Annotated in this window: 21 protein-coding genes; 12 read left to right on the forward strand and 9 right to left on the reverse strand. The window is 60.7% G+C overall.

From position 1 onward, the window contains the following. Positions 1-28 precede the first annotated feature (28 nt). Positions 29-1066 carry a bifunctional riboflavin kinase/FAD synthetase gene (locus tag LHAB_RS07895; protein WP_090047796.1) on the reverse strand — a complete coding sequence of 346 codons (1038 nt, stop codon included), beginning with the start codon at positions 1064-1066 and terminating at the stop codon, positions 29-31. Between the two features lie 181 nt (positions 1067-1247). Between LHAB_RS07895 and LHAB_RS07900 the strand changes: the two genes are divergently transcribed. Both LHAB_RS07900 and LHAB_RS07905 read left to right on the forward strand, forming a co-directional pair. After that, the gene (locus LHAB_RS07900) at positions 1248-1805 is read left to right on the forward strand and encodes an HNH endonuclease (RefSeq protein WP_090047798.1); all 558 of its coding nucleotides are present in this window, start codon (positions 1248-1250) and stop codon (positions 1803-1805) included. A 136-nt stretch (positions 1806-1941) separates the two neighbouring features. After that, positions 1942-2889: a DNA ligase gene (locus LHAB_RS07905; protein WP_228763385.1), complete on the forward strand. Its 948-nt coding sequence runs from the start codon at positions 1942-1944 to the stop codon at positions 2887-2889. Between the two features lie 175 nt (positions 2890-3064). On the opposite strand, the gene LHAB_RS07910 is transcribed toward LHAB_RS07905, so the two are convergent. Together LHAB_RS07910 and LHAB_RS07915 are read right to left on the reverse strand one after the other, a co-directional pair. Beyond that, positions 3065-4180 carry an acyl-CoA dehydrogenase family protein gene (locus LHAB_RS07910; protein ID WP_090045221.1) on the reverse strand — a complete coding sequence of 372 codons (1116 nt, stop codon included), beginning with the start codon at positions 4178-4180 and terminating at the stop codon, positions 3065-3067. A gap of 17 nt (positions 4181-4197) precedes the next feature. After that, positions 4198-5379 (reverse strand): acyl-CoA dehydrogenase family protein, encoded by a 1182-nt coding sequence (locus LHAB_RS07915; protein WP_090045223.1) that lies wholly within the window; start codon positions 5377-5379, stop codon positions 4198-4200. 119 nt (positions 5380-5498) lie between these two features. Between LHAB_RS07915 and purN the strand changes: the two genes are divergently transcribed. Next, entirely contained in the window at positions 5499-6086 is a 588-nt protein-coding gene (gene purN, locus LHAB_RS07920; RefSeq protein ID WP_090045224.1) for a phosphoribosylglycinamide formyltransferase, read from the forward strand. Between the two features lie 39 nt (positions 6087-6125). Here the strand turns inward: purN and LHAB_RS07925 are convergent, their stop codons facing one another. Beyond that, positions 6126-6362 carry a DUF1653 domain-containing protein gene (locus tag LHAB_RS07925; protein ID WP_090045226.1) on the reverse strand — a complete coding sequence of 79 codons (237 nt, stop codon included), beginning with the start codon at positions 6360-6362 and terminating at the stop codon, positions 6126-6128. A gap of 55 nt (positions 6363-6417) precedes the next feature. Here LHAB_RS07925 and LHAB_RS07930 point away from each other — a divergent pair, with 55 nt between their 5' ends. Together LHAB_RS07930 and LHAB_RS07935 are read left to right on the forward strand one after the other, a co-directional pair. Further along, entirely contained in the window at positions 6418-7716 is a 1299-nt protein-coding gene (locus LHAB_RS07930; RefSeq protein WP_090045227.1) for an RsmB/NOP family class I SAM-dependent RNA methyltransferase, read from the forward strand. 111 nt (positions 7717-7827) lie between these two features. Beyond that, entirely contained in the window at positions 7828-9039 is a 1212-nt protein-coding gene (locus LHAB_RS07935) for a DesA family fatty acid desaturase (protein WP_090045229.1), read from the forward strand. Between the two features lie 299 nt (positions 9040-9338). On the opposite strand, the gene rpmG is transcribed toward LHAB_RS07935, so the two are convergent. The 3 genes from rpmG to trxB form a co-directional block, all read right to left on the reverse strand. Continuing rightward, positions 9339-9509, reverse strand: coding sequence for a 50S ribosomal protein L33 (rpmG, locus tag LHAB_RS07940; RefSeq protein ID WP_006298735.1), 171 nt, complete (start codon positions 9507-9509; stop codon positions 9339-9341). Between the two features lie 26 nt (positions 9510-9535). After that, positions 9536-9769, reverse strand: a complete 234-nt coding sequence (gene rpmB / locus LHAB_RS07945; protein WP_026039317.1) for a 50S ribosomal protein L28 — start codon at positions 9767-9769, stop codon at positions 9536-9538. 395 nt (positions 9770-10164) lie between these two features. Beyond that, positions 10165-11124, reverse strand: a complete 960-nt coding sequence (gene trxB, locus LHAB_RS07950; RefSeq protein WP_090045230.1) for a thioredoxin-disulfide reductase — start codon at positions 11122-11124, stop codon at positions 10165-10167. Between the two features lie 162 nt (positions 11125-11286). On the opposite strand from trxB, the gene LHAB_RS14825 reads away from it, so the two are divergent. From LHAB_RS14825 to LHAB_RS07985, 7 genes are all read left to right on the forward strand, one after another. After that, on the forward strand, positions 11287-13689 hold the full coding sequence (locus tag LHAB_RS14825) for a DNA translocase FtsK (protein ID WP_090045232.1): 2403 nt from the start codon (positions 11287-11289) through the stop codon (positions 13687-13689). An 86-nt stretch (positions 13690-13775) separates the two neighbouring features. Further along, on the forward strand, positions 13776-14381 hold the full coding sequence (gene lolA / locus LHAB_RS07960) for an outer membrane lipoprotein periplasmic chaperone LolA (RefSeq protein ID WP_228763455.1): 606 nt from the start codon (positions 13776-13778) through the stop codon (positions 14379-14381). A gap of 16 nt (positions 14382-14397) precedes the next feature. Next, the gene (locus LHAB_RS07965) at positions 14398-15696 is read left to right on the forward strand and encodes a replication-associated recombination protein A (RefSeq protein WP_090045234.1); all 1299 of its coding nucleotides are present in this window, start codon (positions 14398-14400) and stop codon (positions 15694-15696) included. Between the two features lie 185 nt (positions 15697-15881). After that, positions 15882-16811, forward strand: a complete 930-nt coding sequence (locus tag LHAB_RS07970) for a branched-chain amino acid ABC transporter permease (protein ID WP_090045236.1) — start codon at positions 15882-15884, stop codon at positions 16809-16811. 11 nt (positions 16812-16822) lie between these two features. Next, positions 16823-17899 carry a branched-chain amino acid ABC transporter permease gene (locus tag LHAB_RS07975; RefSeq protein ID WP_090045237.1) on the forward strand — a complete coding sequence of 359 codons (1077 nt, stop codon included), beginning with the start codon at positions 16823-16825 and terminating at the stop codon, positions 17897-17899. Beyond that, complete coding sequence (locus LHAB_RS07980) at positions 17896-18696, forward strand: ABC transporter ATP-binding protein (RefSeq protein WP_090045239.1); 801 nt, start codon at positions 17896-17898, stop codon at positions 18694-18696. Before LHAB_RS07975 ends, LHAB_RS07980 begins: the two co-directional genes overlap by 4 nt. A gap of 1 nt (position 18697) precedes the next feature. After that, on the forward strand, positions 18698-19414 hold the full coding sequence (locus LHAB_RS07985; protein WP_090045240.1) for an ABC transporter ATP-binding protein: 717 nt from the start codon (positions 18698-18700) through the stop codon (positions 19412-19414). 63 nt (positions 19415-19477) lie between these two features. Here LHAB_RS07985 and LHAB_RS07990 read toward each other — a convergent pair whose 3' ends face one another. Both LHAB_RS07990 and LHAB_RS07995 read right to left on the reverse strand, forming a co-directional pair. Next, a complete protein-coding gene (locus LHAB_RS07990) occupies positions 19478-20440 on the reverse strand; it encodes a Bug family tripartite tricarboxylate transporter substrate binding protein (RefSeq protein WP_090045242.1) in 963 nt (320 codons plus the stop codon). Between the two features lie 26 nt (positions 20441-20466). Continuing rightward, on the reverse strand, positions 20467-21507 hold the full coding sequence (locus LHAB_RS07995) for a CDP-6-deoxy-delta-3,4-glucoseen reductase (protein ID WP_090045243.1): 1041 nt from the start codon (positions 21505-21507) through the stop codon (positions 20467-20469). Positions 21508-21541 lie beyond the last annotated feature (34 nt).

Raw genomic sequence — 21541 nt, forward strand, 5'->3', positions numbered from 1 at the left:
CGAAGGGCAGCAAACGAGGGCCGGAGCGTCAAATTCGGTCGCGGGTGGTTTGGCGGCTGGTTTCACCATGGCGAGAAGCAAACCACGCCTGCGCGACCTCACAGTCTTTGGCGATGCCCTGTGTCAGGGCGGCCAGACCGTCGTATTGGAGTTCGTCGTGTAATTTATGCAGCAAGTCCACACGGATGATTTTACCGTAGCCCCCTTCGCTGCCCAGTTCGGCGGGCCAGTCGAAGGCATGGGTCTCCAGCAGCACCCGCCCGCCGTTGACGTCATGGGGGTCGAGCGAAGGGCGGATGCCCAAATTGGCCACGCCCTTCAAGGGCTGACCGGCCAGGCCATGCACCTGCACCACAAAGATGCCGCTGGCCGCAGGCTTCCAGTGCGAAAAACGCAAATTCAGGGTGCGAAAGCCGTCGCCTGCACCTTCGGCGCTGGCGGCCAGCTCGCGCCCGAGCTTGCGCCCATGCACCACATGGCCGCTGATGCTGTAGGGGCGACCCAGCAGGGTCTGCACCGCTGGCAGGTCACCTCGGTTCAGCGCTTCGCGCACGGCCGAGCTGGACACGCGCAGACCGCGCACTTCATAGCTGTTCATGCGGGCCACATCAAAGCCCAGGCGTTGGCCTGTGGCGTCGAGCATGGCGTAGTCGCCCGCGCGTTGGGCCCCAAAGCGGAAATCGTCGCCCACGAGCACATAGCGCACGCCCAGCCCTTGGATCAGCACGTGCTGGATAAAGTCTTCAGGCGACTGGCTGGCCAGTTGGGCACCGAAGGGCACCACCACCACCTGATCGACACCGCAGCGCTCGAGTTCCTGCAGTTTGTCTCGCAAGGTGGCAATGCGGGCGGGGGCCAGTTCAGGCTTGTTCAGGGCCTTGGCAAAGTAGTCGCGCGGGTGCGGCTCGAAAGTCATCACGCAGCTGGGCACCCCCCGGTGCGCGGCCTCGCTGCGCAACAAAGCCAGCATGGCCTGATGCCCACGGTGCACGCCGTCGAAGTTGCCAATGGTCAGGGCGCAAGCGGGGGCCAGGTCGGGGTGGTGGAAGCCTCGGAAAACCTTCATGTCGCTGCTCATGTCCTGCCTGTGCACTGGCCCAAGCGCCAGCTTTCACGGTTTTGTCAATGTAAGAGGGTATATTGTGACTGAGCCCGATCCCTTTGGCCGCGGCATCTGCCGCACCCAGCCGGATCGAGACGGAACTTTTCGTGTCAGTGGTTTTTCAAACTGTTGGATGGAGGCGTCTGTGAAGGTTTTGAAACTCTCGGCCCAAGGCTTGCCGCAATCGTGGATCACACTGGAGCAGGCGGTCACCCACTACGCGGCAGACGAGGTGCGTTGGGAGGCGGGACAGCAAGTGGCCGTTTTTCACGGCGGTCACAACGCGCTCACAGGCCAGCAATCCATCATCCACGTCAACAGCATCATCGGCACACAGGGCGTGCCCCGCATCAACCCGTTTGAGATGCGCTCGGGCCTGACCAATCCCAAGCTGTTCGTGCGCGATCGCAATGTCTGCGCCTATTGCGGCGGGCATTTTCACGAGTCGGTGCTGACGCGCGAACACATCGTGCCCCTGTGCCAAAACGGCCCCGACCACTGGATGAACGTGGTCACGGCTTGTCGCTCCTGCAACCACCGCAAAAGCAGCCGCACCCCCGAGCAGGCCCGCATGCCTTTGTTGTATGCCCCGTATGTGCCCAGCCTGTGGGAAGACTTCATTTTGCGCAACCGCCGCATCCTGAGCGACCAGATGGCGTTTTTGATGGCACACGTACCGAAAAATTCCCGTTTGATGGTCTGAGCGGGCCACCAAGCGACGCAACTTGCGCGGATGGGCAAAGCGTCGCATCATGACTTCCTGAAAACAAAAGAATCCAAATGGTCTGACTTGCCTCCAAAGCAGTTCTTGGCCCTTTGGGACCTCAGGGAGACCGGTCATGCCTCAGCTTTTGCCATCCACCCCCCTATGCACAGCTGCGCCCATGGCCCCGCGCACGCCCGGCGCCATTCTGAGCCGACGCGCCAGTGTGTCGGCGCTGCTCCTGTCGCCTTGGCTGATGCCCGGTCTTGGGGCCCAAACCCTTGGGCCGGTTCCGGCTGTGGGGGGGGGCGCCGTGCAAGGCTTGCAATTGGCCACGCTTTGGCCTCTGGGGCGATCCCCGGAAGGCTTTTGGGTGAGTGAAAAATTTGATGGTGTGCGGGCCGTCTGGGATGGTCAGCTGTTGCGCTTTCGCAGTGGTCGGACGATCGCTGCCCCGGCCTGGTTTTTGTCGGCCTTGCCCCGCGTGGCCTTGGATGGTGAGTTGTGGCTGGCCCACGGGGCGTTTGACCGGCTCTCCGGTGTGGTGCGCCAAACCGAGCCCGACGACGAGGCCTGGCGCGCGGTGAAGTACCTCGTGTTTGACGCGCCTGGTCACACCGCCCCGTTTGCCCGGCGGGTGGCTTTTTTGCAGTCCACCGTGGCCGAGGCGCAGCTGCCCTGGCTGATACCGGTGGCGCAGCGCGAGGTGAAAGACGCTCGGGTTTTGGATACTCTTTTGCGTGACACAGTGCGCCAAGGTGGGGAGGGCTTGATGTTGCACCGGGCCGATGCCCTGTGGCAGCCGGGCCGCACCGAAGCTCTGTTCAAGCTCAAGCCCGAGTTCGACGAAGAGGGGCTGGTGGTGGGGCATCAAGCGGGCAAAGGGCGCTTGTGGGGGATGACCGGGGCTTTGCTGGTGCAAATGCCCTCGGGCCAGCGCTTTGCCCTGGGCGCGGGCCTGAGCGATGCACAACGCCGCAAGCCACCGCCAGTGGGGGCCACGGTCACCTACCGCTATCGCGAACGCACCCCCTCGGGCTTGCCGCGTTTTGCTTCTTTTTTACGGGTGCGTGAGGCGGAGTGAGGATGAAAAAGGGCCCCTTTCGGGGCCCTTTTGTTTGGCTGAACATTCGGACGATTCTGGCCGTGAGCCGCAAGGCGAAAGGGCGGCGCGTTTCGGGCTCAGAGGCGCTTGGCTTTGCCGCATCGCCCGACCCGCGCCGCCCTTGCGCCTTGCTCAGGTTCGAAGACCCTTGCCCTTATGCGAACACGCCCGCCGTTTCTTGCATGCGGGCCGACACCTCGCCGAGCTGGTGCAGGGTGTCGCCAAATGTCATGTCCAGTTGGGTCAATTTCTTGAAGTAATGGCTCACGATGTATTCGTCCGTCACGGCAATGCCGCCGTGCAGCTGCACCGCTTGCTGGCCAATGAAGCGCATGGACACGCCCAGTTGGTACTTGGCACGGGCGAGGGCCCGGCGGCGTTCTTCGGCGGGGGCATGCAGCTTCAGGCTGGCGTAGTAGCTCATCGAGCGGCCCAACTCCAGCTGCATTTTCATGTCGGCCACGCGGTGGCGCAGGGCCTGGAAGCTGGCAATGGCCACGCCAAACTGTTTGCGCGTGTTCATGTAGTCCACGGTGATGGCCACCGTCTTGTCCATCACGCCCACGGCTTCGGCGCAGGCGCAGGCGATGCCCACGTCCACCGCTTCTTCCAAAGCGCTCAGGCCGTTCAGGGTGATCAAGTGCGCCGGCGCTTGCTGGAGCACCACTTCGGCGGCGCGTGAGCCGTCTTGCGTGATGTAGGCCTGGGTGCTGACCCCGCTGGCGCTGCGCTCGACCAAGAACAGGGCCATTTGGCCATTCACGGTGGCAGGCACCACGAAGGCGTCGGCCTGGTCGCCCACGGCCACCACGCTCTTGGTGCCGCTCACGGACCATGCGCCGCCCGACTCGCTGGCCAGGGTGGCGCAGCGACCCAATTGGTAACGGGCACCGCGCTCTTGATGCGCCAGCACGACGATGGCTTCGCCTGCAGCCATGCGCGGCAGCCAGGCCGCTTGCAGCTCGGCCGGGGCATGGGTTTGCAGGGTGGCGCTGCTGATCAGTGTCTGGATCAGGGGTTCGAGCACGATGCCGCGTCCGAGTTCTTCCATGGTGACCATGGCTTCGGTGGGGCCCATGCCCATGCCGCCGTTGTTCTCGCTCACATACAGGCCCGTCAGGCCCAGTTCGGCCAGCTCGCCATAGGCCGCGCGGTCAAAACCGCCGGCTGCCACGATGGCTCGGCGGCGATCGAAGTCGTAGCCTTTGTCCACCCATTTGCGCACCGCGTCGCGCAGTTGTTCTTGGTCGTCAGAAAAATCGAAATCCATTTTGAAATCCTTTGGGGTCAGCCGAGCACGGTTTGGGCGACGATGTTGCGTTGCACTTCGTTGCTGCCGCCGTAGATGGTGGTCTTGCGCATGTTGAAGTAGTTGGCAGCCAGGGGGGCGTTCGACAAGGTGCCGCCCGGAAAGTGGCCTTGCCAGCCTGCGTCCATCGCTTCGAAGATGTAGGGCAGAGCGAAGGGGCCCGCGGCCTGCATCATCAACTCGGTGTAGCGCTGCTGGATTTCGCTGCCCTTGATCTTGAGCAGGCCCGCAATGTCCAGCGAGTTCTTGCCCGACTTTTCGGCCGACAGCACGCGCAGCACCAGCATCTCCAGGGCCACGATGTCCACTTCGAGCTTGGCGATTTCGTCGCGAAAGCGCAGGTCGTCGTACACGCCTTCGGCTTTGGCGATGCGCTTCAAGCGCTCGAGCTCACGTTTTGCGCGGTTCACGTCGGCGATGTTGGTGCGCTCGTGGGCCAAGAGGTGCTTGGCGTAGTTCCAGCCCTTGTTTTCTTCACCGATCAGGTTTTCGGCGGGCACTTCGACGTTGTCAAACCAGACCTCGTTGACCTCGCATTCACCGTCGAGCAACTTGATGGGGCGCACGGTGATGCCGGGCGACTTCATGTCGATCAAGAGGAAAGAAATGCCGGTTTGCGGCTTGCCTTCGGTGCTGGTGCGCACCAAGCAAAAAATCCATTCGCCGTATTGGCCCAAGGTGGTCCAGGTCTTCTGGCCATTGACGATGTACTTGTCACCCACGCGCTCGGCGCGTGTTTTGAGCGATGCCAGGTCCGAGCCGGAGCCGGGTTCGCTGTAGCCCTGGCTCCACCAGACTTCACCGCTGGCGATGCCGGGCAAAAAGCGTTGCTGCTGCTCGGCATTGCCAAACGCCATGATCACGGGCGCCACCATCACCGGGCCAAAGGGCACGACGCGCGGCGCGCCTGCCAGGGCGCATTCTTCTTCGAACAGGTGCTTTTGCACGGCGGTCCAGCCCGGGCCGCCAAATTGCGTGGGCCAACCCCAACCCAACCAGCCTTTTTTGCCCAGAATTTTGGCCCAGCGCTGCATGTCCTCGCGTGTCAGCCGCATGGCGTTGTGCACTTTCTGTGAAATGTCGGCGGGCAAGTTGTCCTTGACCCAGGTGCGAATTTCGTCGCGGAATGCGAGCTCTTCGGGGGTGAATGCCAAATCCATGGGGTTTTCTCTCAAAATCAAACGACCGTGCTTTTTATCACGCGCAGGCCGATCCGGCTTGTCCTTGGTGCGACAAATACCGGGGATGAGGTCGGGCTGCAGGGATAATTCGGCCCTTCATGAGAAACATCGTCATTCTGATTTCAGGCTCGGGCTCGAACATGGCCGCCATTGTGCGAGCGGCTGAGCAAGGCCGATGGGCCGAGCGGCTGAACGCCCGGGTGGCTGCCGTGCTGAGCAACCGGGCCGATGCCCAAGGCCTGGCTTTGGCCCAAGACCATGGCATCGCGACCCAGGTGCTCGACCACAAGCGCTTTGCCAGCCGTGAAGCGTTTGATGTGGCCCTGATGGCCGAGATCGACCGGCACGCGCCCGCTTTGCTGGTGCTCGCGGGGTTCATGCGCATCTTGACCCCCGGTTTTGTGGCGCATTACGCAGGACGCATGCTCAACATCCATCCGTCTTTGTTGCCCGCATTCCCGGGGCTGAACACCCACCAGCGTGCGATCGATGCCGGTTGCCGTTTTGCCGGGGCGACCGTGCACCAGGTCACGGCCGAGCTGGACCACGGGGGCATTCTGGCGCAGGCGGTGGTGCCGGTGTTGCCGGGCGACACGGCCGACAGCCTTGGGTCACGGGTGCTGTCGCAAGAGCACTTGATGTATCCGCGGGCCGTGGCTGAATTCCTGCGTGCCTTGCCGGCCTAGGCCTTGGGGGAATCAAGGCTTCCCCCGAGCAGAGCCTGTTCAGTCCCCAATGCGGGTAAACCGCGGCTGAACTTGCCCGTTGAACTCGCCCACCTCGGCAAACATGGCAGCGGGCCGGACCCACAGGCCTTGTTCCCCATACAACGCTTGGTAGAGCGTCATGGGCTGCAGGTCTTCGCTGTGGCGCACGGTGCCCAGCACGCGGTATTGGCCGCCTTTGTAGTGTCGGTACAAGCCTTGGGGCGTTTCGATCAGGGGTGGCAGTAGTTCTGACATGTCTTTCCTGTGATGTGTGTCTGACCAAGGGTCGGGGATGGGACAATGCACCCCTATGCATCCAAAAGCCCTTTTAGACGCCTGCGCCGATCTGGTCAGGCTGGTTCTCCAATTTGAACATCCTGCCGACGCCGTGGTGTCGCGCTATTTTCGCGAACACCGCTCTTTGGGCCCCCGTGAACGCGCCACCTTGGCCGAAACCGCGTTTGCCGTGTTGCGCAAAAAGTTGTTGTTTGAGCAGTTGGCCCGCTCAGGTTCGGGTGCGAAAGAACGCAAATTGGCGATTTTGGGCTTTTTTGGTCCGCGCGATTTTCTGGCCTCTGCGCTCAACGACACCGAGAAGAAATGGCTGGCCACTTGCGACGCCATTCCAGCCGATGCCCTGATGGCCCCTCACCGCCACAACCTGCCCGAGTGGATGGCGCAGGCGCTGCAGGCCCAGTTGGGCGAAGATTTTTGGGCCTTGGCCGAGAACCTTCAACAGGCTGGAACACTCGATCTGCGGGTGAACATGTTTCAAGCCAAACGCAGCGACATCCAAAAAGAGCTGGCACAAGCGGGCATCGCTTGCGAGCCCACGCCTTACTCGCCTTGGGGCCTGCGCCTGCAAGGCAAACCTGCTTTGCAAAAGACCGATGCCTTCACCCGAGGCGCCATCGAGGTGCAAGACGAGGGCTCGCAGCTGCTGGCCTTGTTGGTCGACGCCCACCGGGGCGAGATGGTGGTGGATTTTTGTGCGGGCGCAGGCGGCAAAACGTTGGCGCTGGGCGCGGCCATGCGCAGCACAGGCCGTTTGTACGCGTTTGACGTGTCAGGTCATCGTCTCGATGCGCTCAAACCCCGCATGGCCCGCAGCGGCCTGTCGAATGTGCACCCGGCGGCCATTGCGCACGAGCGCGATGAGCGCGTGAAACGCCTGGCTGGCAAGATCGACCGCGTGCTGGTCGATGCGCCTTGCTCGGGCCTGGGTACTTTGCGCCGTAACCCGGACTTGAAATGGCGACAAAAGCCCCAAACTGTGCAGGAGTTGACCGAAAAGCAGCAAGCCATCTTGCAAAGCGCCTCGCGCATGGTCAAGTCCGGCGGCCGTTTGGTGTATGCCACTTGCAGCGTGTTGCCCGAGGAAAACGAAGGGATCGCGCAAGCCTTCAGCACCGCCAACCCGTACTTTGTCCCCTTGAACGTGGCACAAGAGCTCGACAGGCTCAAAGTGCCCCACGCAGCCAGTTTGTGCTCACCGGCCCCATCGGGCGATGCCCACCCCGATGCCCCGCCAGCCGGCACATTCTTGAGGCTGTGGCCTCATCGCCATGCCACGGATGGATTTTTTGCCGCAGCCTGGGTCAGAAAGTAGATTTTCTGACTCATTCTGTTTGAATTCTGTCGAAACAGCTGTCTTTTTGAGGCAGGAAAACTTAAAATTGACAAATTGCCTGAAATCAGGCTTCAGTAGAAAGACGAACACATGTTGTTGCCTGATTGGGATTTTCTGGATGCCATGATTCATTGGATGGGCTATGGCCTGTTTGACTTGGCTTGGTGGCAAATGGTGTTGGTCACCTTGGGTCTGACCCACATCACCATCGCCAGTGTCACCATTTTTCTGCACCGTCATCAGGCCCACCGCGCTTTGGACCTGCACGCCATTCCTTCGCACTTTTTCCGTTTCTGGCTGTGGTTGACCACGGGCCAGGTGACCAAAGAGTGGGCGGCCATTCACCGCAAGCACCACGCCAAATGCGAGCAAGCCGAAGACCCGCACAGTCCCCATGTGCACGGCATCAAAACGGTGTTGTTCACCGGTGCTGAGCTTTACCGCAAGGAATCGAAGAACCTGGACACCATCAAGCGGTTCGGCCACGGCACACCCGACGACTGGATCGAGCGCAACCTGTACACCCGCTTTTCGTGGCAAGGCGTGGCCCTGATGCTGGTCATCGACGTGGCTTTGTTTGGTTTCCTGGGCCTGACGGTCTGGGCGGTTCAAATGGCCTGGATCCCGATCACGGCGGCCGGCATCATCAACGGCGCTGCCCATTACTGGGGCTACCGCAACTTCGAGGCGCACGACGCCAGCACCAACATCTCGCCTTGGGGCATCCTGATCGGTGGCGAAGAGTTGCACAACAACCACCACACCTACCCCACCTCGGCCAAGTTGTCGGTCAAGCCTTACGAGTTCGACATCGGCTGGTTGTACATCCGGGTGCTCGAAACCCTGGGCATGGCCACCGTCAAGAAAACACCGCCCCGTCTGGCCTATGGCGACATCCGCCCTGTGGCCGACGAGAAGACTCTCGAGGCACTGATCGCCAACCGTTACGAGGTGATGGCCGGCTATGCACGCAATGTGAAAACCGTGATGCAACAGGAGGCGGGCAAACTCAAATTGGACGCCAGCGTGTTGCAAGCGGCGCAGCGCTGGTTGCACCGCGATGCGGCCAAGGTGCCAGCGGCTGCGCAAGCCCAGCTCAAGCAAGCCCGCGATGCCAGCCCTGTGCTGGACAAGATGGTGCAAATGCGCGAAGAGTTGAGCCAGATTTGGCTCAACACCTCACATTCCCGCGAGCAATTGGCCGCTGACCTGCAGGCCTGGTGCCGCCGGGCCGAAGAAAGTGGCATTGCCGCATTGCGCGACTTCTCGGTCAAGTTGCGTGCCGTGCGCCAAGCTGCCTGATTTTTTTTCGGCAGCCATTCCAACAGGGCCTTCGGGCCCTGTTGGCTTTTGGGGTCCAAGATGATTCGCAGGGGCTGTGATGCCCCAAGCCCATTGCGTGTGCCCGTACCTCTTTGTCATGCCCGCGCATGCGGGCAGCCATGATGGTCAAAGTCGCTGAGTCTCAGACAGGCTGGAATTGACAGACGCGCCGAGGAGGTTGGGCGGCGGCTGAACGGACCGCCTCATGCACCCCGTTTCGGACATAAAAAAACCCGCTGTGCAAACAGCGGGTTTTTTCTTGCAAGGTGCAGGCCGAATCACTTCAGCTTGATTTCCTTGTATTCAACGTGCTTGCGAGCTTTGGGGTCGAACTTCATGATCGACATTTTCTCGGGCATGGTTTTCTTATTTTTGCTGGTCGTGTAGAAGTGACCAGTGCCAGCTGTGGATTCCAGCTTGATTTTTTCGCGTCCGCCTTTGGTTGCCATGGTGTATGACTCCTAATGTTCTGGGTTTAGGCTTGACCGCGTGCACGCAGGTCTGCGAGCACGGCATCGATGCCGTTTTTGTCGATCAGGCGCAGAGCGGCGCTGGAGACGCGCAGGCGCACCCAACGGTTTTCTGTTTCAACCCAGAAACGACGGTATTGCAGGTTCGGCAGGAACCGGCGCTTGGTTTTGTTGTTGGCGTGGGAAACATTGTTCCCGGTCATTGGGCCTTTGCCCGTTACGTCGCAAACGCGTGCCATGTGGACACTCCGATACTTTTTAAACAGCTGGTGCCGATGGGTCTCGTGCAGATTTGCACGGGGCCTGGCGCTCCAGCCTCACCTCGCCAAGATGGGTGGCGGTATCCCAGATCGCTGGCCCTGTGATCCCGAATGACCATCCGGGCAGATCCAGCAAAGCCTCGAATTATAGCCAGAAAGCAGGGGCTTGGACGCTTGTGCTGGTCTTTTGTGACAAATACAGGGCGGTTTGGGTCTTGTTCGTGAGGCGTTGCGGGTGCCTGCCGGGGTTCAGAGGCGCTTCGCTTGGCCACATCACCCCGTCAGGCAACCCTGCGCCCTTTCGGTGTTCGTTGGCAGTCAACTTCTGGACCGCAGGGCTCAGGTTTACCTTGGAGTGCGATGGCGGCAGTGATTTAACCGTTGTTCTGTTCCAGAAAACGCTGCGCATCGAGCGCGGCCATGCAGCCTGTGCCCGCGCTGGTGATGGCCTGGCGGTAGACGTGGTCTTGCACATCGCCCGCGGCAAACACGCCGGGCACCGAAGTCTGGGTGGCAAAGCCCTTCAAGCCGCTTTGGGTCACGATGTAACCGTTCTCCAGTGCCAGTTGGCCCTGGAAGATGTCGGTGTTGGGGGCGTGGCCAATGGCGATGAAGCAGCCCTTGAGTTCGACATCGTGCAGACTGCCGTCTTTGGTGGATTTCAGTCGAACGCCGGTCACGCCAGTCGCATCGCCCAGCACTTCCTCTAGGGTCTGGAAGGTCTTGAGCTCAATCTTGCCGGCGGCGACTTTGTCCATGAGCTTGTCCACCAAGATGGGTTCGGCTTTGAATTTGTCGCGACGGTGGATCAAATAGACCTTGCTGGCGATGTTTGACAGGTACAGGGCTTCTTCCACGGCGGTGTTGCCGCCACCGACCACGCAGCAGACTTGGTCGCGGTAGAAAAAGCCGTCGCAGGTGGCGCAGCCGCTCACGCCGCGGCCCATGAAGGCGGTCTCGGTGGGAAGACCCAGGTATTTGGCCGAAGCGCCCGTGGCGATGATCAGGCTGTCGCAGGTGTAGGTGCCGCTGTCGCCGATCAGGGTGAAGGGGCGCTGTTCGAGTTTCACCGTGTGGATGTGGTCAAACACGATTTCGGTGTTGAAGCGCTCGGCATGTTCCTGGAAGCGTTGCATCAGGTCCGGGCCTTGCACACCGTGCACGTCGGCGGGCCAGTTGTCCACCTCGGTGGTGGTCATGAGCTGGCCGCCTTGCGCCATGCCGGTGATCAACAGGGGTTTGAGGTTGGCGCGAGCGGCATAGACGGCGGCGGTGTAACCGGCGGGGCCGGAGCCGAGAATCAGGACTTGGGCGTGTTTGGCAGAGGCAGACATGTGGAGCAATCGGTGTGGACAGACGGTTGAAAGAAAAGACAGTGCAGTGCACCGAATCTTCAGATTGTAAGAAACCGCCAAAGGCAAAGGGTGAAGAGGGCTTAGGCGCAAGCGTCTTGCGGTCTGGATGGGGCCTGATCGGGTAAGCTTGAGGCTTAATTTATGACCTATTCCCTGCACACATTGACCAACCCGACAGCCCGAGACAAGGCGCTGGAGGCACCTCAGACTTTTTGGGCGCGATTTGCCCAGGAAATCGTGTTGTTGATGGGTGGCGCCTTGTTGTTGCTGTGCCTGTTGGCTTTGATCAGTTACCAAGCCTCCGATCCCGCCTGGTCTACATCGGGCAGTGGTCAGGGGGTGCGCAACTGGGTGGGGCCCTTTGGGGCTTGGTTGGCCGACTTGGCTTACTTTGCTTTGGGGTATTCCGCTTGGTGGTGCTTGGCTGCGGCTGGCCGGGCCTGGTTGGTTGGTTTGGCCCGGTGGATGCGCGGCGCCTCCGAAGAGGAGCAGTCGGCCCATGCGGCGGGCAGCCTGCGCAGCCCTTGGACTTTCTGGATCGGCTTGATGGTCTTGGTGGCCGCGAGTGCGAGCATGGAGTGGGCCCGTCTGTACCGACTGGAGGCCCATTTGCCGGGGCACAGCGGTGGCATTCTGGGGTATCTGGTGGGCAGCACCAGCGTTCGATGGCTCGGCTTTACCGGCGCTGCACTGATGGGCATCGCCTTGGTCGTGGCGGGTGTCGCCATGGTGTTTCGTTTTTCATGGGGCCAGTTGGCCGAGTCGATTGGTGCGCGCATTGACGGCTTGATCCAGTCGCGCCATGAAAAGCGGGAAATTCAAGAGGATCTGGCCCTGGGCCAGAAAGCATTGCGTGAACGTGAGCAAAGCACACCATTTCAGGCCATTGAGCCGCAATGGGATTTGAACCCTTTGACAACGGCGCCTGAAGGTCAACTCGATCTCGAGCCCGTGCCTTTGCCCGTGCCACCCCCCGTCCCCAGGGTCATCGAGCCCACTGTCATGGAGGTGCCACGCAGCGATCGGGTCGTCAAGGAACGTCAAAAACCCCTGTTCACCGAACTGCCCGACAGCAAGCTGCCGCAGGTCGATTTGCTCGACAGCTTGTCCATTCGGCAAGAAACGGTGTCGCCCGAGACGCTGGAGATGACCAGCCGCTTGATTGAGAAAAAGCTCAAGGATTTCGGTGTGGAAGTGCGTGTGGTGGCGGCTGCCCCAGGCCCTGTGATCACGCGTTACGAAATCGAGCCAGCCACGGGTGTGAAGGGTTCACAGGTGGTGAACCTGGCCAAAGACCTGGCGCGCTCGCTCAGTCTGGTGTCCATCCGGGTGATCGAGACGATTCCGGGCAAAAATTTCATGGCCTTGGAGTTGCCCAACGCCAAGCGCCAGTCGATCAAATTGAGCGAAATTTTGGGCTCGCAGGTGTACAACGAGGCCAAATCCATGCTGACCATGGGTCTGGGCAAAGACATCATTGGCAACCCGGTGGTGGCCGATCTGGCCAAGATGCCGCACGTGCTGGTGGCTGGAACGACCGGTTCGGGCAAGTCGGTCGGTATCAACGCCATGATCTTGTCGCTGCTGTACAAGGCCGAGGCCCGGGATGTGCGCCTCTTGATGATCGACCCCAAGATGCTGGAAATGTCGGTGTACGAAGGCATTCCGCACCTGCTGGCCCCGGTGGTGACCGACATGCGCCAAGCGGCCCATGGTTTGAACTGGTGCGTGGCCGAGATGGAAAAACGCTACAAACTCATGAGCAAGATGGGCGTTCGCAACTTGGCCGGTTACAACCAGAAAATTGACGAAGCCACCGCCCGCGAAGAGTTCATCTACAACCCCTTCAGCCTCACGCCGGACGATCCTGAGCCGCTCAAACGCCTGCCGCACATCGTGGTGGTGATCGACGAGTTGGCCGATTTGATGATGGTGGTGGGCAAGAAGATCGAAGAGTTGATTGCGCGATTGGCCCAAAAAGCCCGTGCGGCCGGTATCCACTTGATTTTGGCCACCCAACGCCCCAGCGTGGACGTGATCACCGGTTTGATCAAAGCCAATATCCCAACCCGCATCGCGTTCCAGGTGTCGAGCAAGATCGACAGCCGCACCATCTTGGACCAGATGGGCGCCGAGGCGCTGCTGGGCATGGGTGACATGCTCTACATGCCCTCGGGCACGGGGTTCCCGATTCGGGTGCACGGTGCTTTTGTGAGCGACGAGGAAGTGCACCGCGTGGTGAGTTACCTCAAGAGCCAGGGCGAGCCCGACTACATCGAAGGCGTGCTCGAGGGCGGCACGGTGGACGACGATGGCGGCATGCTGGGCGAGGGGGAAGACAGCGAGAAAGACCCGATGTACGACCAGGCCGTCGAGGTGGTCTTGAAAAACCGCAAGGCCAGCATTTCTTTGGTCCAGCGCCACCTCAAGATCGGCTACAACCGTGCAGCCCGCTTGGTGGAGGACATGGAAAAAGCCGGCCTCGTCAGCGCCATGAGTGGCAGCGGGCAGCGGGAAATTTTGGTGCCCGCCCGGGCTGAGTGAGTGCGATGCCCCACTCTTTTTTCAACCGCCGAATGGCCATGAATTTTCTGGGCAAAGGCATGCTGGTCGCAGCGCTGTCGGTTTGGATGTTCCCCCTACAGGCCAGCAGTGTGGATTTGCTTGCCCAGTTCATGAAGCAGGCCCGCAGTGGCCGCGCCGACTTCACCCAGGTGGTCACGTCACCCAGCCGAGCGGGCCAGACCCCACGGGCCAAAACATCGAGTGGCCGTTTCGAGTTCCAGCGCCCAGGCAAATTCCGTTTTGATTACCGCAAGCCCTTTGTGCAGACCCTGGTGGCCGATGGGCAGACCTTGTGGCTGCACGATGTGGACCTGAACCAGGTCACAGCCCGCCAGCAGTCCCAGGTGCTGGGGTCAACCCCGGCCGCCTTGCTGACGGCGGCTTCGGATTTGCAGGCCTTGAAAAATGATTTTCAATTCACCCCCGAGCCCGATCGCGATGGTTTGCACTGGGTGCGAGCCACGCCCCAATCGCCAGACGGACAAATCCGCTCCGTGATGGTGGGCTTGCGTGCAGCCGCATCTGGCCCCGAGCTGGCCGTGCTCGATGTGCAAGACAGCTTGGGGCAGCGTTCTGTGCTGACCTTCTCTGGCTTTGAGCTCAACCCGGTTTTGCCCGCCAGCACCTTTGTGTTCAAAGCCCCGGCGGGGGTGGACGTCATTCGGCCTTGAGGCTGTCCGGGTGCCGATGAAAGCCGCCAGTTTGTCCTCCCATGCGCCTTTGGCCGAGCGCTTGCGCCCGCATCATTTGGGTGAGGTGATAGGGCAGCAGCATTTGTTGGGCGAGGGCATGGCCTTGCGACTGGCCTTCGAGTCGGGCCAGCCGCACAGTTGCATTTTGTGGGGGCCGCCGGGCGTGGGCAAAACCACGATCGCCCGTTTGATGGCCGACGCGTTTGATGCGCAATTTTTGAGCATCAGCGCGGTCCTGGGCGGGGTCAAGGACATCCGTGAAGCGGTGGAAAAAGCCGAAGCGGCCCGCACAGGTTTGCATCCCCAGCGCACCATCATGTTTGTGGACGAGGTGCACCGTTTCAACAAAAGTCAGCAAGACGCGTTTTTGCCGCACGTGGAAAGTGGCTTGTTCACCTTCATCGGTGCCACGACCGAGAACCCTTCTTTTGAGGTGAATTCGGCTTTGTTGTCGCGGGCGGCGGTGTATGTGCTGCAGCCCCTGACCGAGGAGGACCTGCAAAGCATCGTGCTGCGAGCGCAAGGCATTCAAGCCATTCCCGCCATCGAACCTCAAGCTTTGTCCCGCTTGCTGGCCTATGCCGACGGCGATGCCCGGCGTTTGCTCAATACGCTGGAAACCCTGGCCATGGCGGCCCAACAAGAAAGCATCGATCCGGTGACCGATGCATGGTTGATGCGGGTGCTGGGCGAGCGCATGCGCCGCTACGACAAAGGCGGCGAGCAGTTCTACGACACCATCAGCGCCTTGCACAAATCGGTGCGCGGCTCCGACCCCGATGCTGCCCTCTATTGGTTCGTGCGCATGCTCGACGGTGGTGCGGACCCGCGTTACATGGCCAGGCGTCTGATCCGCATGGCCAGTGAAGACATTGGCCTGGCCGACCCGCGTGCCCTGCGGATGGCGCTCGACGCCGCTGAGGTGTACGAACGCCTGGGCAGTCCCGAGGGCGAGTTGACGCTGGCGCAGTGTGTGATTTACTTGGCCGTGGCCCCCAAATCCAATGCCGCTTACAAAGCCTTCAACCAGGCCAAGGCCTGGGTCAAAAAAGACGGCACCCGGCCGGTGCCCATGCACTTGCGCAATGCACCCACCCAGCTCATGAAGCAGCTGGACTATGGCAAGGGCTACCGCTATGCCCACGACGAGGAAGACGGTTTTGCGGCAGGCGAGCATTACCTGCCCGATGGCATGCCTGAACCCGGCTTTTACAAACCGGTTCGCCGGGGTCTGGAAATCAAAATTGCCGACAAACTGGAAGAACTGCGAAAGAAAAATGCGGCCAAAGGGTAAGTCCCGACGGCAATGAAGACTGACGGGAACTTTCTTTCACTACAATCCCGCCACCCCGCCCAGCATCGCATGAACTGGCGGGGTTTTTGCTAGTTGTCAGGTCTCACCCAAAAGGTGATTCTTGATCCTAAAACAACAACCGAAGCTAAGACCCGCTAAGCGCAGGTCAAAACACGGAGGAATCCATGGACGTCTTTTTCCAGCAGGTCATCAACGGCCTGGTCATGGGCAGCATGTATGCGTTAGTGGCCTTGGGCTACACCATGGTGTACGGCATCATCAACCTGATCAATTTTGCGCACGGTGAGGTGCTGATGGTCGGGGCTTTGACCAGCTGGTCGGCCATTGGCATGATGCGGGACGCCATGCCCGGCGCGCCAGGCTGGGTCATTTTGATTTTGGCCACATTGATCGCGTGCGTGGTGGCTGTGGTCCTGAACTTTTCCATTGAAAAGATCGCCTACCGGCCGTTGCGCAACAGCCCCAAACTCGCCCCCCTGATCACGGCGATTGGCATGAGCATCTTGCTGCAGACCCTGGCCATGATCATCTGGAAGCCCAATTACAAGGCCTACCCCACTTTGCTGTCCAGCACCCCCATCAACATGGGCGGCGTGGTCATCACGCCCACCCAAATCATGATTTTGGGCGTCACGGCCGTGTCGCTGGCCATCCTGATGTGGCTGGTCAATTACACCCGCTTGGGCCGTGCCATGCGGGCCACTTCTGAGAACCCGCGTGTGGCCGCTTTGATGGGTGTGAAGCCCGACATGGTGATCTCGGCCACCTTCGTGATTGGCGCCATTTTGGCGGCCATTGCGGGCGTGATGTACGCCTCCAACTACGGCACCGCGCAGCACGCCATGGGTTTCTTGCCGGGCCTGAAGGCTTTCACCGCCGCGGTGTTTGGGGGCATTGGCAATTTGTCAGGGGCGGTCATTGGCGGCATCTTGCTGGGCTTGATCGAAGCCATTGGCTCGGGCTACATCGGTCACCTGACTGGCGGTGTGCTGGGCAGCCACTACACCGATATCTTTGCGTTCATTGTCTTGATCATCGTGTTGACCCTGCGCCCCTCGGGCCTGATGGGTGAACGTGTGGCCGATCGCGCTTGATGGGGACAACCATGAAAAACAACAAAACACTTCAATACATCCTGATCGGTGCTGCGCTGATTGTCTTGCCGCTCATCCTGCAAATTTTTGGCAATGCCTGGGTGCGCATCGCCGACATGGCCTTGCTCTACATTTTGTTGGCCATTGGCCTGAACATCGTGGTCGGTTATGCCGGTTTGCTCGACTTGGGCTATGTGGCTTTCTTTGCCGTGGGCGCCTACATGTACGGCCTGCTGTCTTCGCCGCATCTGACCAACACCTTTGCGTGGATCGCTGCGGCTTATCCCAACGGCATGCACATGCCCATTTGGCTGATCGTGCCCGTGGGCGCTGCCTTGGCGGGTATCTTTGGCATGTTGCTTGGTGCGCCCACGCTCAAGCTGCGCGGTGACTACCTGGCCATCGTGACTTTGGGTTTTGGCGAAATCATCCGAGTGTTCATGAACAACCTGGACCACCCGGTCAACATCACCAACGGCCCCAAGGGTCTGGACCAAATCGATCCGATCTCGATTTTTGGCCTCAATCTGGGCAAGAAGTTGATGATCGGCGATTTTGAAATCGCCTCGGTGTCGCTTTATTACTACCTGTTCCTGAGCCTGGTGCTGGTCACGATTTTGATTTCGCACCACCTGGAAGTGTCCCGCATTGGCCGCGCCTGGATGGCCATTCGTGAAGACGAAATCGCCGCCAAGGCCATGGGCCTGAACACCCGCAACCTCAAGCTGCTCGCGTTTGGCATGGGCGCCACTTTTGGGGGCGTTTCGGGGGCCATGTTTGCCGGTTTCCAGGGCTTTATCTCACCCGAATCCTTCAGCCTGATGGAGTCGGTGATGATCGTGGCCATGGTGGTGCTCGGCGGCCTGGGCTACTTGCCGGGCGTCATTTTGGGGGCGATTTTGTTGTCGGCTTTGCCCGAAGTGCTGCGCTACGTGGCCGGTCCCTTGCAAGAGATGACGGGTGGACGTTTGGATGCGTCCATCATGCGTCAGTTGTTGGTGGCGCTGGCCATGATCGTGATCATGTTGATGCGTCCTCGTGGGCTGTGGCCTTCGCCTGAACATGGCAATTCGCTCAAGACGAAATGAAGGAGCCGAACATGAATCCAACAGCCAACCCAGACACCGTTCTCAACGTCTCGGGCATTTCCAAGCGCTTTGGCGGTCTGCAGGCCCTCACCGATGTGGGCATGACCATTCAACGCGGTCAGGTCTATGGCCTGATCGGGCCCAACGGCGCGGGCAAGACCACGTTTTTCAACGTGATCACCGGCCTGTACACGCCCGACAGTGGCACTTTTGAGCTGGCGGGCAAACCTTACCAGCCCACGGCCGTGCACGAAGTGGCCAAGGCCGGTATTGCCCGGACCTTCCAGAACATTCGCCTGTTCGCCGAGATGACGGCGCTCGAAAACGTGATGGTGGGCCGCCATGTGCGCACCCATTCGGGCTTGCTGGGCGCGATTTTTCGCACGCCGGGCTTCAAGGCCGAGGAAGCCGCCATTGCCCAGCGGGCGCATGAGTTGCTTGACTATGTGGGCATTGGCAAATACGCCGATTTCAAGGCCCGCACGCTCTCTTATGGCGACCAGCGGCGCCTGGAAATTGCCCGTGCTTTGGCGACCGATCCGCAGCTGATTGCCTTGGACGAACCTGCCGCCGGCATGAACGCCACCGAAAAAGTGCAGCTGCGCGAGTTGATCGACCAGATCCGCAAGGACAACCGTACGATCTTGTTGATCGAGCACGACGTGAAGCTGGTCATGGGCTTGTGTGACCGTGTCACGGTGCTCGACTATGGCAAACAAATTGCCGAGGGCACGCCTGCCGATGTGCAGAAGAATGAAAAAGTGATTGAAGCCTATCTGGGCACGGGAGGGCACTGAGATGGCGAATGTTCTTTTGAAAGTCAAAGACCTGCAAGTCGGCTACGGCGGCATTCAGGCCGTCAAGGGCGTGAGCCTCGAGGTGCGTGAGGGCGAACTGGTCTCGCTGATCGGCTCCAATGGTGCGGGCAAGACCACCACCATGAAAGCCATCACCGGCACCTTGCCTTTGCAAGCCGGCGACATCGAATACCTGGGCCAAAGCATCCAGGGCCAAGGCCCTTGGGACCTGGTCAAGCAAGGCTTGGCCATGGTGCCGGAAGGCCGTGGCGTGTTCACCCGCATGACCATCACCGAAAACCTGCAAATGGGCGCCTACATCCGCTCGGACGCGGCAGGCATTGCGGATGACATCGAGAAGATGTTCACCATTTTCCCGCGTCTGCGTGAGCGCAAGGACCAGTTGGCGGGCACCATGTCCGGTGGCGAGCAGCAAATGCTGGCCATGGGCCGTGCTTTGATGAGCCGCCCCAAGGTCTTGCTGCTCGATGAGCCGTCCATGGGCTTGTCGCCTATCATGGTCGACAAGATCTTTGAGGTGGTGCGCGATGTGTACGCCCAGGGCGTGACGGTGTTGCTGGTGGAACAAAACGCCAGCCGGGCATTGGCCATCGCCGACCGCGGTTATGTGATGGACTCTGGCCTCATCACCATGACCGGGGTGGGCAAGGACATGCTCGAAGACCCCAAGGTGCGCGCGGCCTATTTGGGCGAGTGAGTCACCCGCGGTTCAGCAAAAAAGCCCGGCTCGCCGGGCTTTTTGCATGCTGGGCCAGATGGCTCAATCGACCCGTGCGCCGCTGGCCTTGACCACGCTTTCGTAGCGTGCCAGTTCTTTTTTCATGAACGCACCAAATTGCTCCGGGGTGTTGCCCACCGGCTCGGCCAGCAGTTGGCCAAAACGTGTTTTGGTTTCGGGCGTTTGCAGCGCGGCCACAAACGCTTTGTTCAGCCGATCCACCACATCCGGGGGCGTCGCCGCAGGGGCGACCAGCCCCCACCAAGTGTCGATCGAAAAGTCTTTCAGGGTTTCGCTCATGCTCGGGATGTCGGGCAGGGCGTTGCTGCGCTGGGCGGTGGTCACGGCCAGGGCCTTGAGTCGGCCTGCCTTGATGTTGGCAGCTGCCGTGGCCAGGTTGTCGAAGTTGAAATCGACCTGTCCCGACAACAAAGCCAGCTGCGCGGGGTTGCCGCCGTTGTAGGGAATGTGCACCGCAAAAATGCCAGCAGCCCGCTTGAACATTTCGCCGGCCAAATGGCCCGCACTGCCGTTGCCGCCCGAGCCAAAGTTCAGCTTGGCCGGATTCGCCTTGGCATAAGCCACCAGATCGGCCAGGGTGTTGATTTTGAGGCGCTGGGCGGTCTCGGCGTTCATCACCAGCACGTTGGGCACGCGCAGCATTTGCGTGATGGGCGCAAAGTCGCGGCTGGCGTCATAGGGCATCTTGGCAAACAGCCAAGGGTTGATGGCGTGCGTGGCCGTGGCCGCGATGCCGATCGTCAGGCCATCGGGCGCGGCCTTGGCCACCAAATCAGCGCCCAGATTGCCACCTGCACCAGGGCGGTTCTCAATGATCACCGTGCCCAAGCTGTCTTTCACGCGCTCGGCCAAGGCCCGCGCGGTGACGTCGATGGGGCCACCGGGTGCATAAGGCACGATGATGCGGATGGGTTTGCTTTGCGCCCAGGCGGGCGCGCTGAGTGCGAGGGATGCGGCGGCAAATTGACGACGGCTAATGGTCATGGGAATCTCCGTGGAAAAGGTCAACGTCAAGCCTTGGCTTTGTCGGCTTCGGAGGTGAACGAATCGGCGTAGAACTCCTCCTCGGGCAAACCGCCCATCGCCACATAGTCGCGCTTGGCCGAGTCGACCACGATGGGCGCGCCGCAGGCATAGACCTGGTGGCCTGACAGATCAGGAAAGTCCTGCAGCACCGCCTGGTGCACAAAGCCGGTGCGGCCGCTCCAGTGGTCTTCGGCCTCGGCGTTCGAGATCACGGGCACATAGCGCAGGTTGGGCATCTCGGCCAAGCGGGCCTCGACCCAGTCGGCCATGTACAAATCGGCCGGGCGGCGGCCACCCCAGTACAGCGTGGCCGGGCGGGTGATGCCGCGGTGCTGCATGTGCTCGATCAGCGCCTTGATGGGCGCAAAGCCTGTGCCAGAGGCCAGCAGCACCATGGGCTTGTCACTGTCTTCGCGCAGGAAAAAACTGCCATACGGGCCTTCGGCGCGCAGGATGTCTTTTTCTTTCATGGTGGTGAAGACCGGGTCGGTGAACTTGCCGCCGGGCATGTGGCGGATGTGCAGCTCGACCGTGGGCGGGGCCACTTCCAGCGTGTGCGGGGCGTTGGCCATGCTGTAGCTGCGGCGCGATCCATCACGCAGCAAAAATTCGATGTACTGGCCGGCGTGGAACTTCATCACATCGTTGGCGGGCAGTTGCAGTTTCAGCACGATCACGTCGTGCGACTTTTTCTCCAGACTGACCACGCGCACCGGCATTTTCTTGACGGGCAAGCCGCCTTCGGCGGTGACTTGTTTGGATTCGAGCACCACATCGCTTTGCGCGGTGGCGCAGCAGGTCAGCACCAGGCCTTGGGCTTCTTCCTCGTCGCTCAAGGCTTTGGCTTGGTGCGGGCCGTGCACCACAGTGCCCGAGATTTTTTTGCATTTGCAGGAACCACAAGCGCCGTCCTTGCAGCCATAGGGCAGGCCAATGCCTTGGCGGATGCCTGCGGCCAGCAGGGTTTCGTTGTCATCGGCGGTGAAGCTGCGGCCGCTGGGCTGCACGGAAATTTGGAAGCTCATCTTTTGGGTATCCTAGAGGGCGTGAATATGACCC

This window comes from Limnohabitans sp. 2KL-27 (genome assembly GCF_001269345.1).
Taxonomy (GTDB): Bacteria; Pseudomonadota; Gammaproteobacteria; order Burkholderiales; family Burkholderiaceae_C; genus Limnohabitans_A.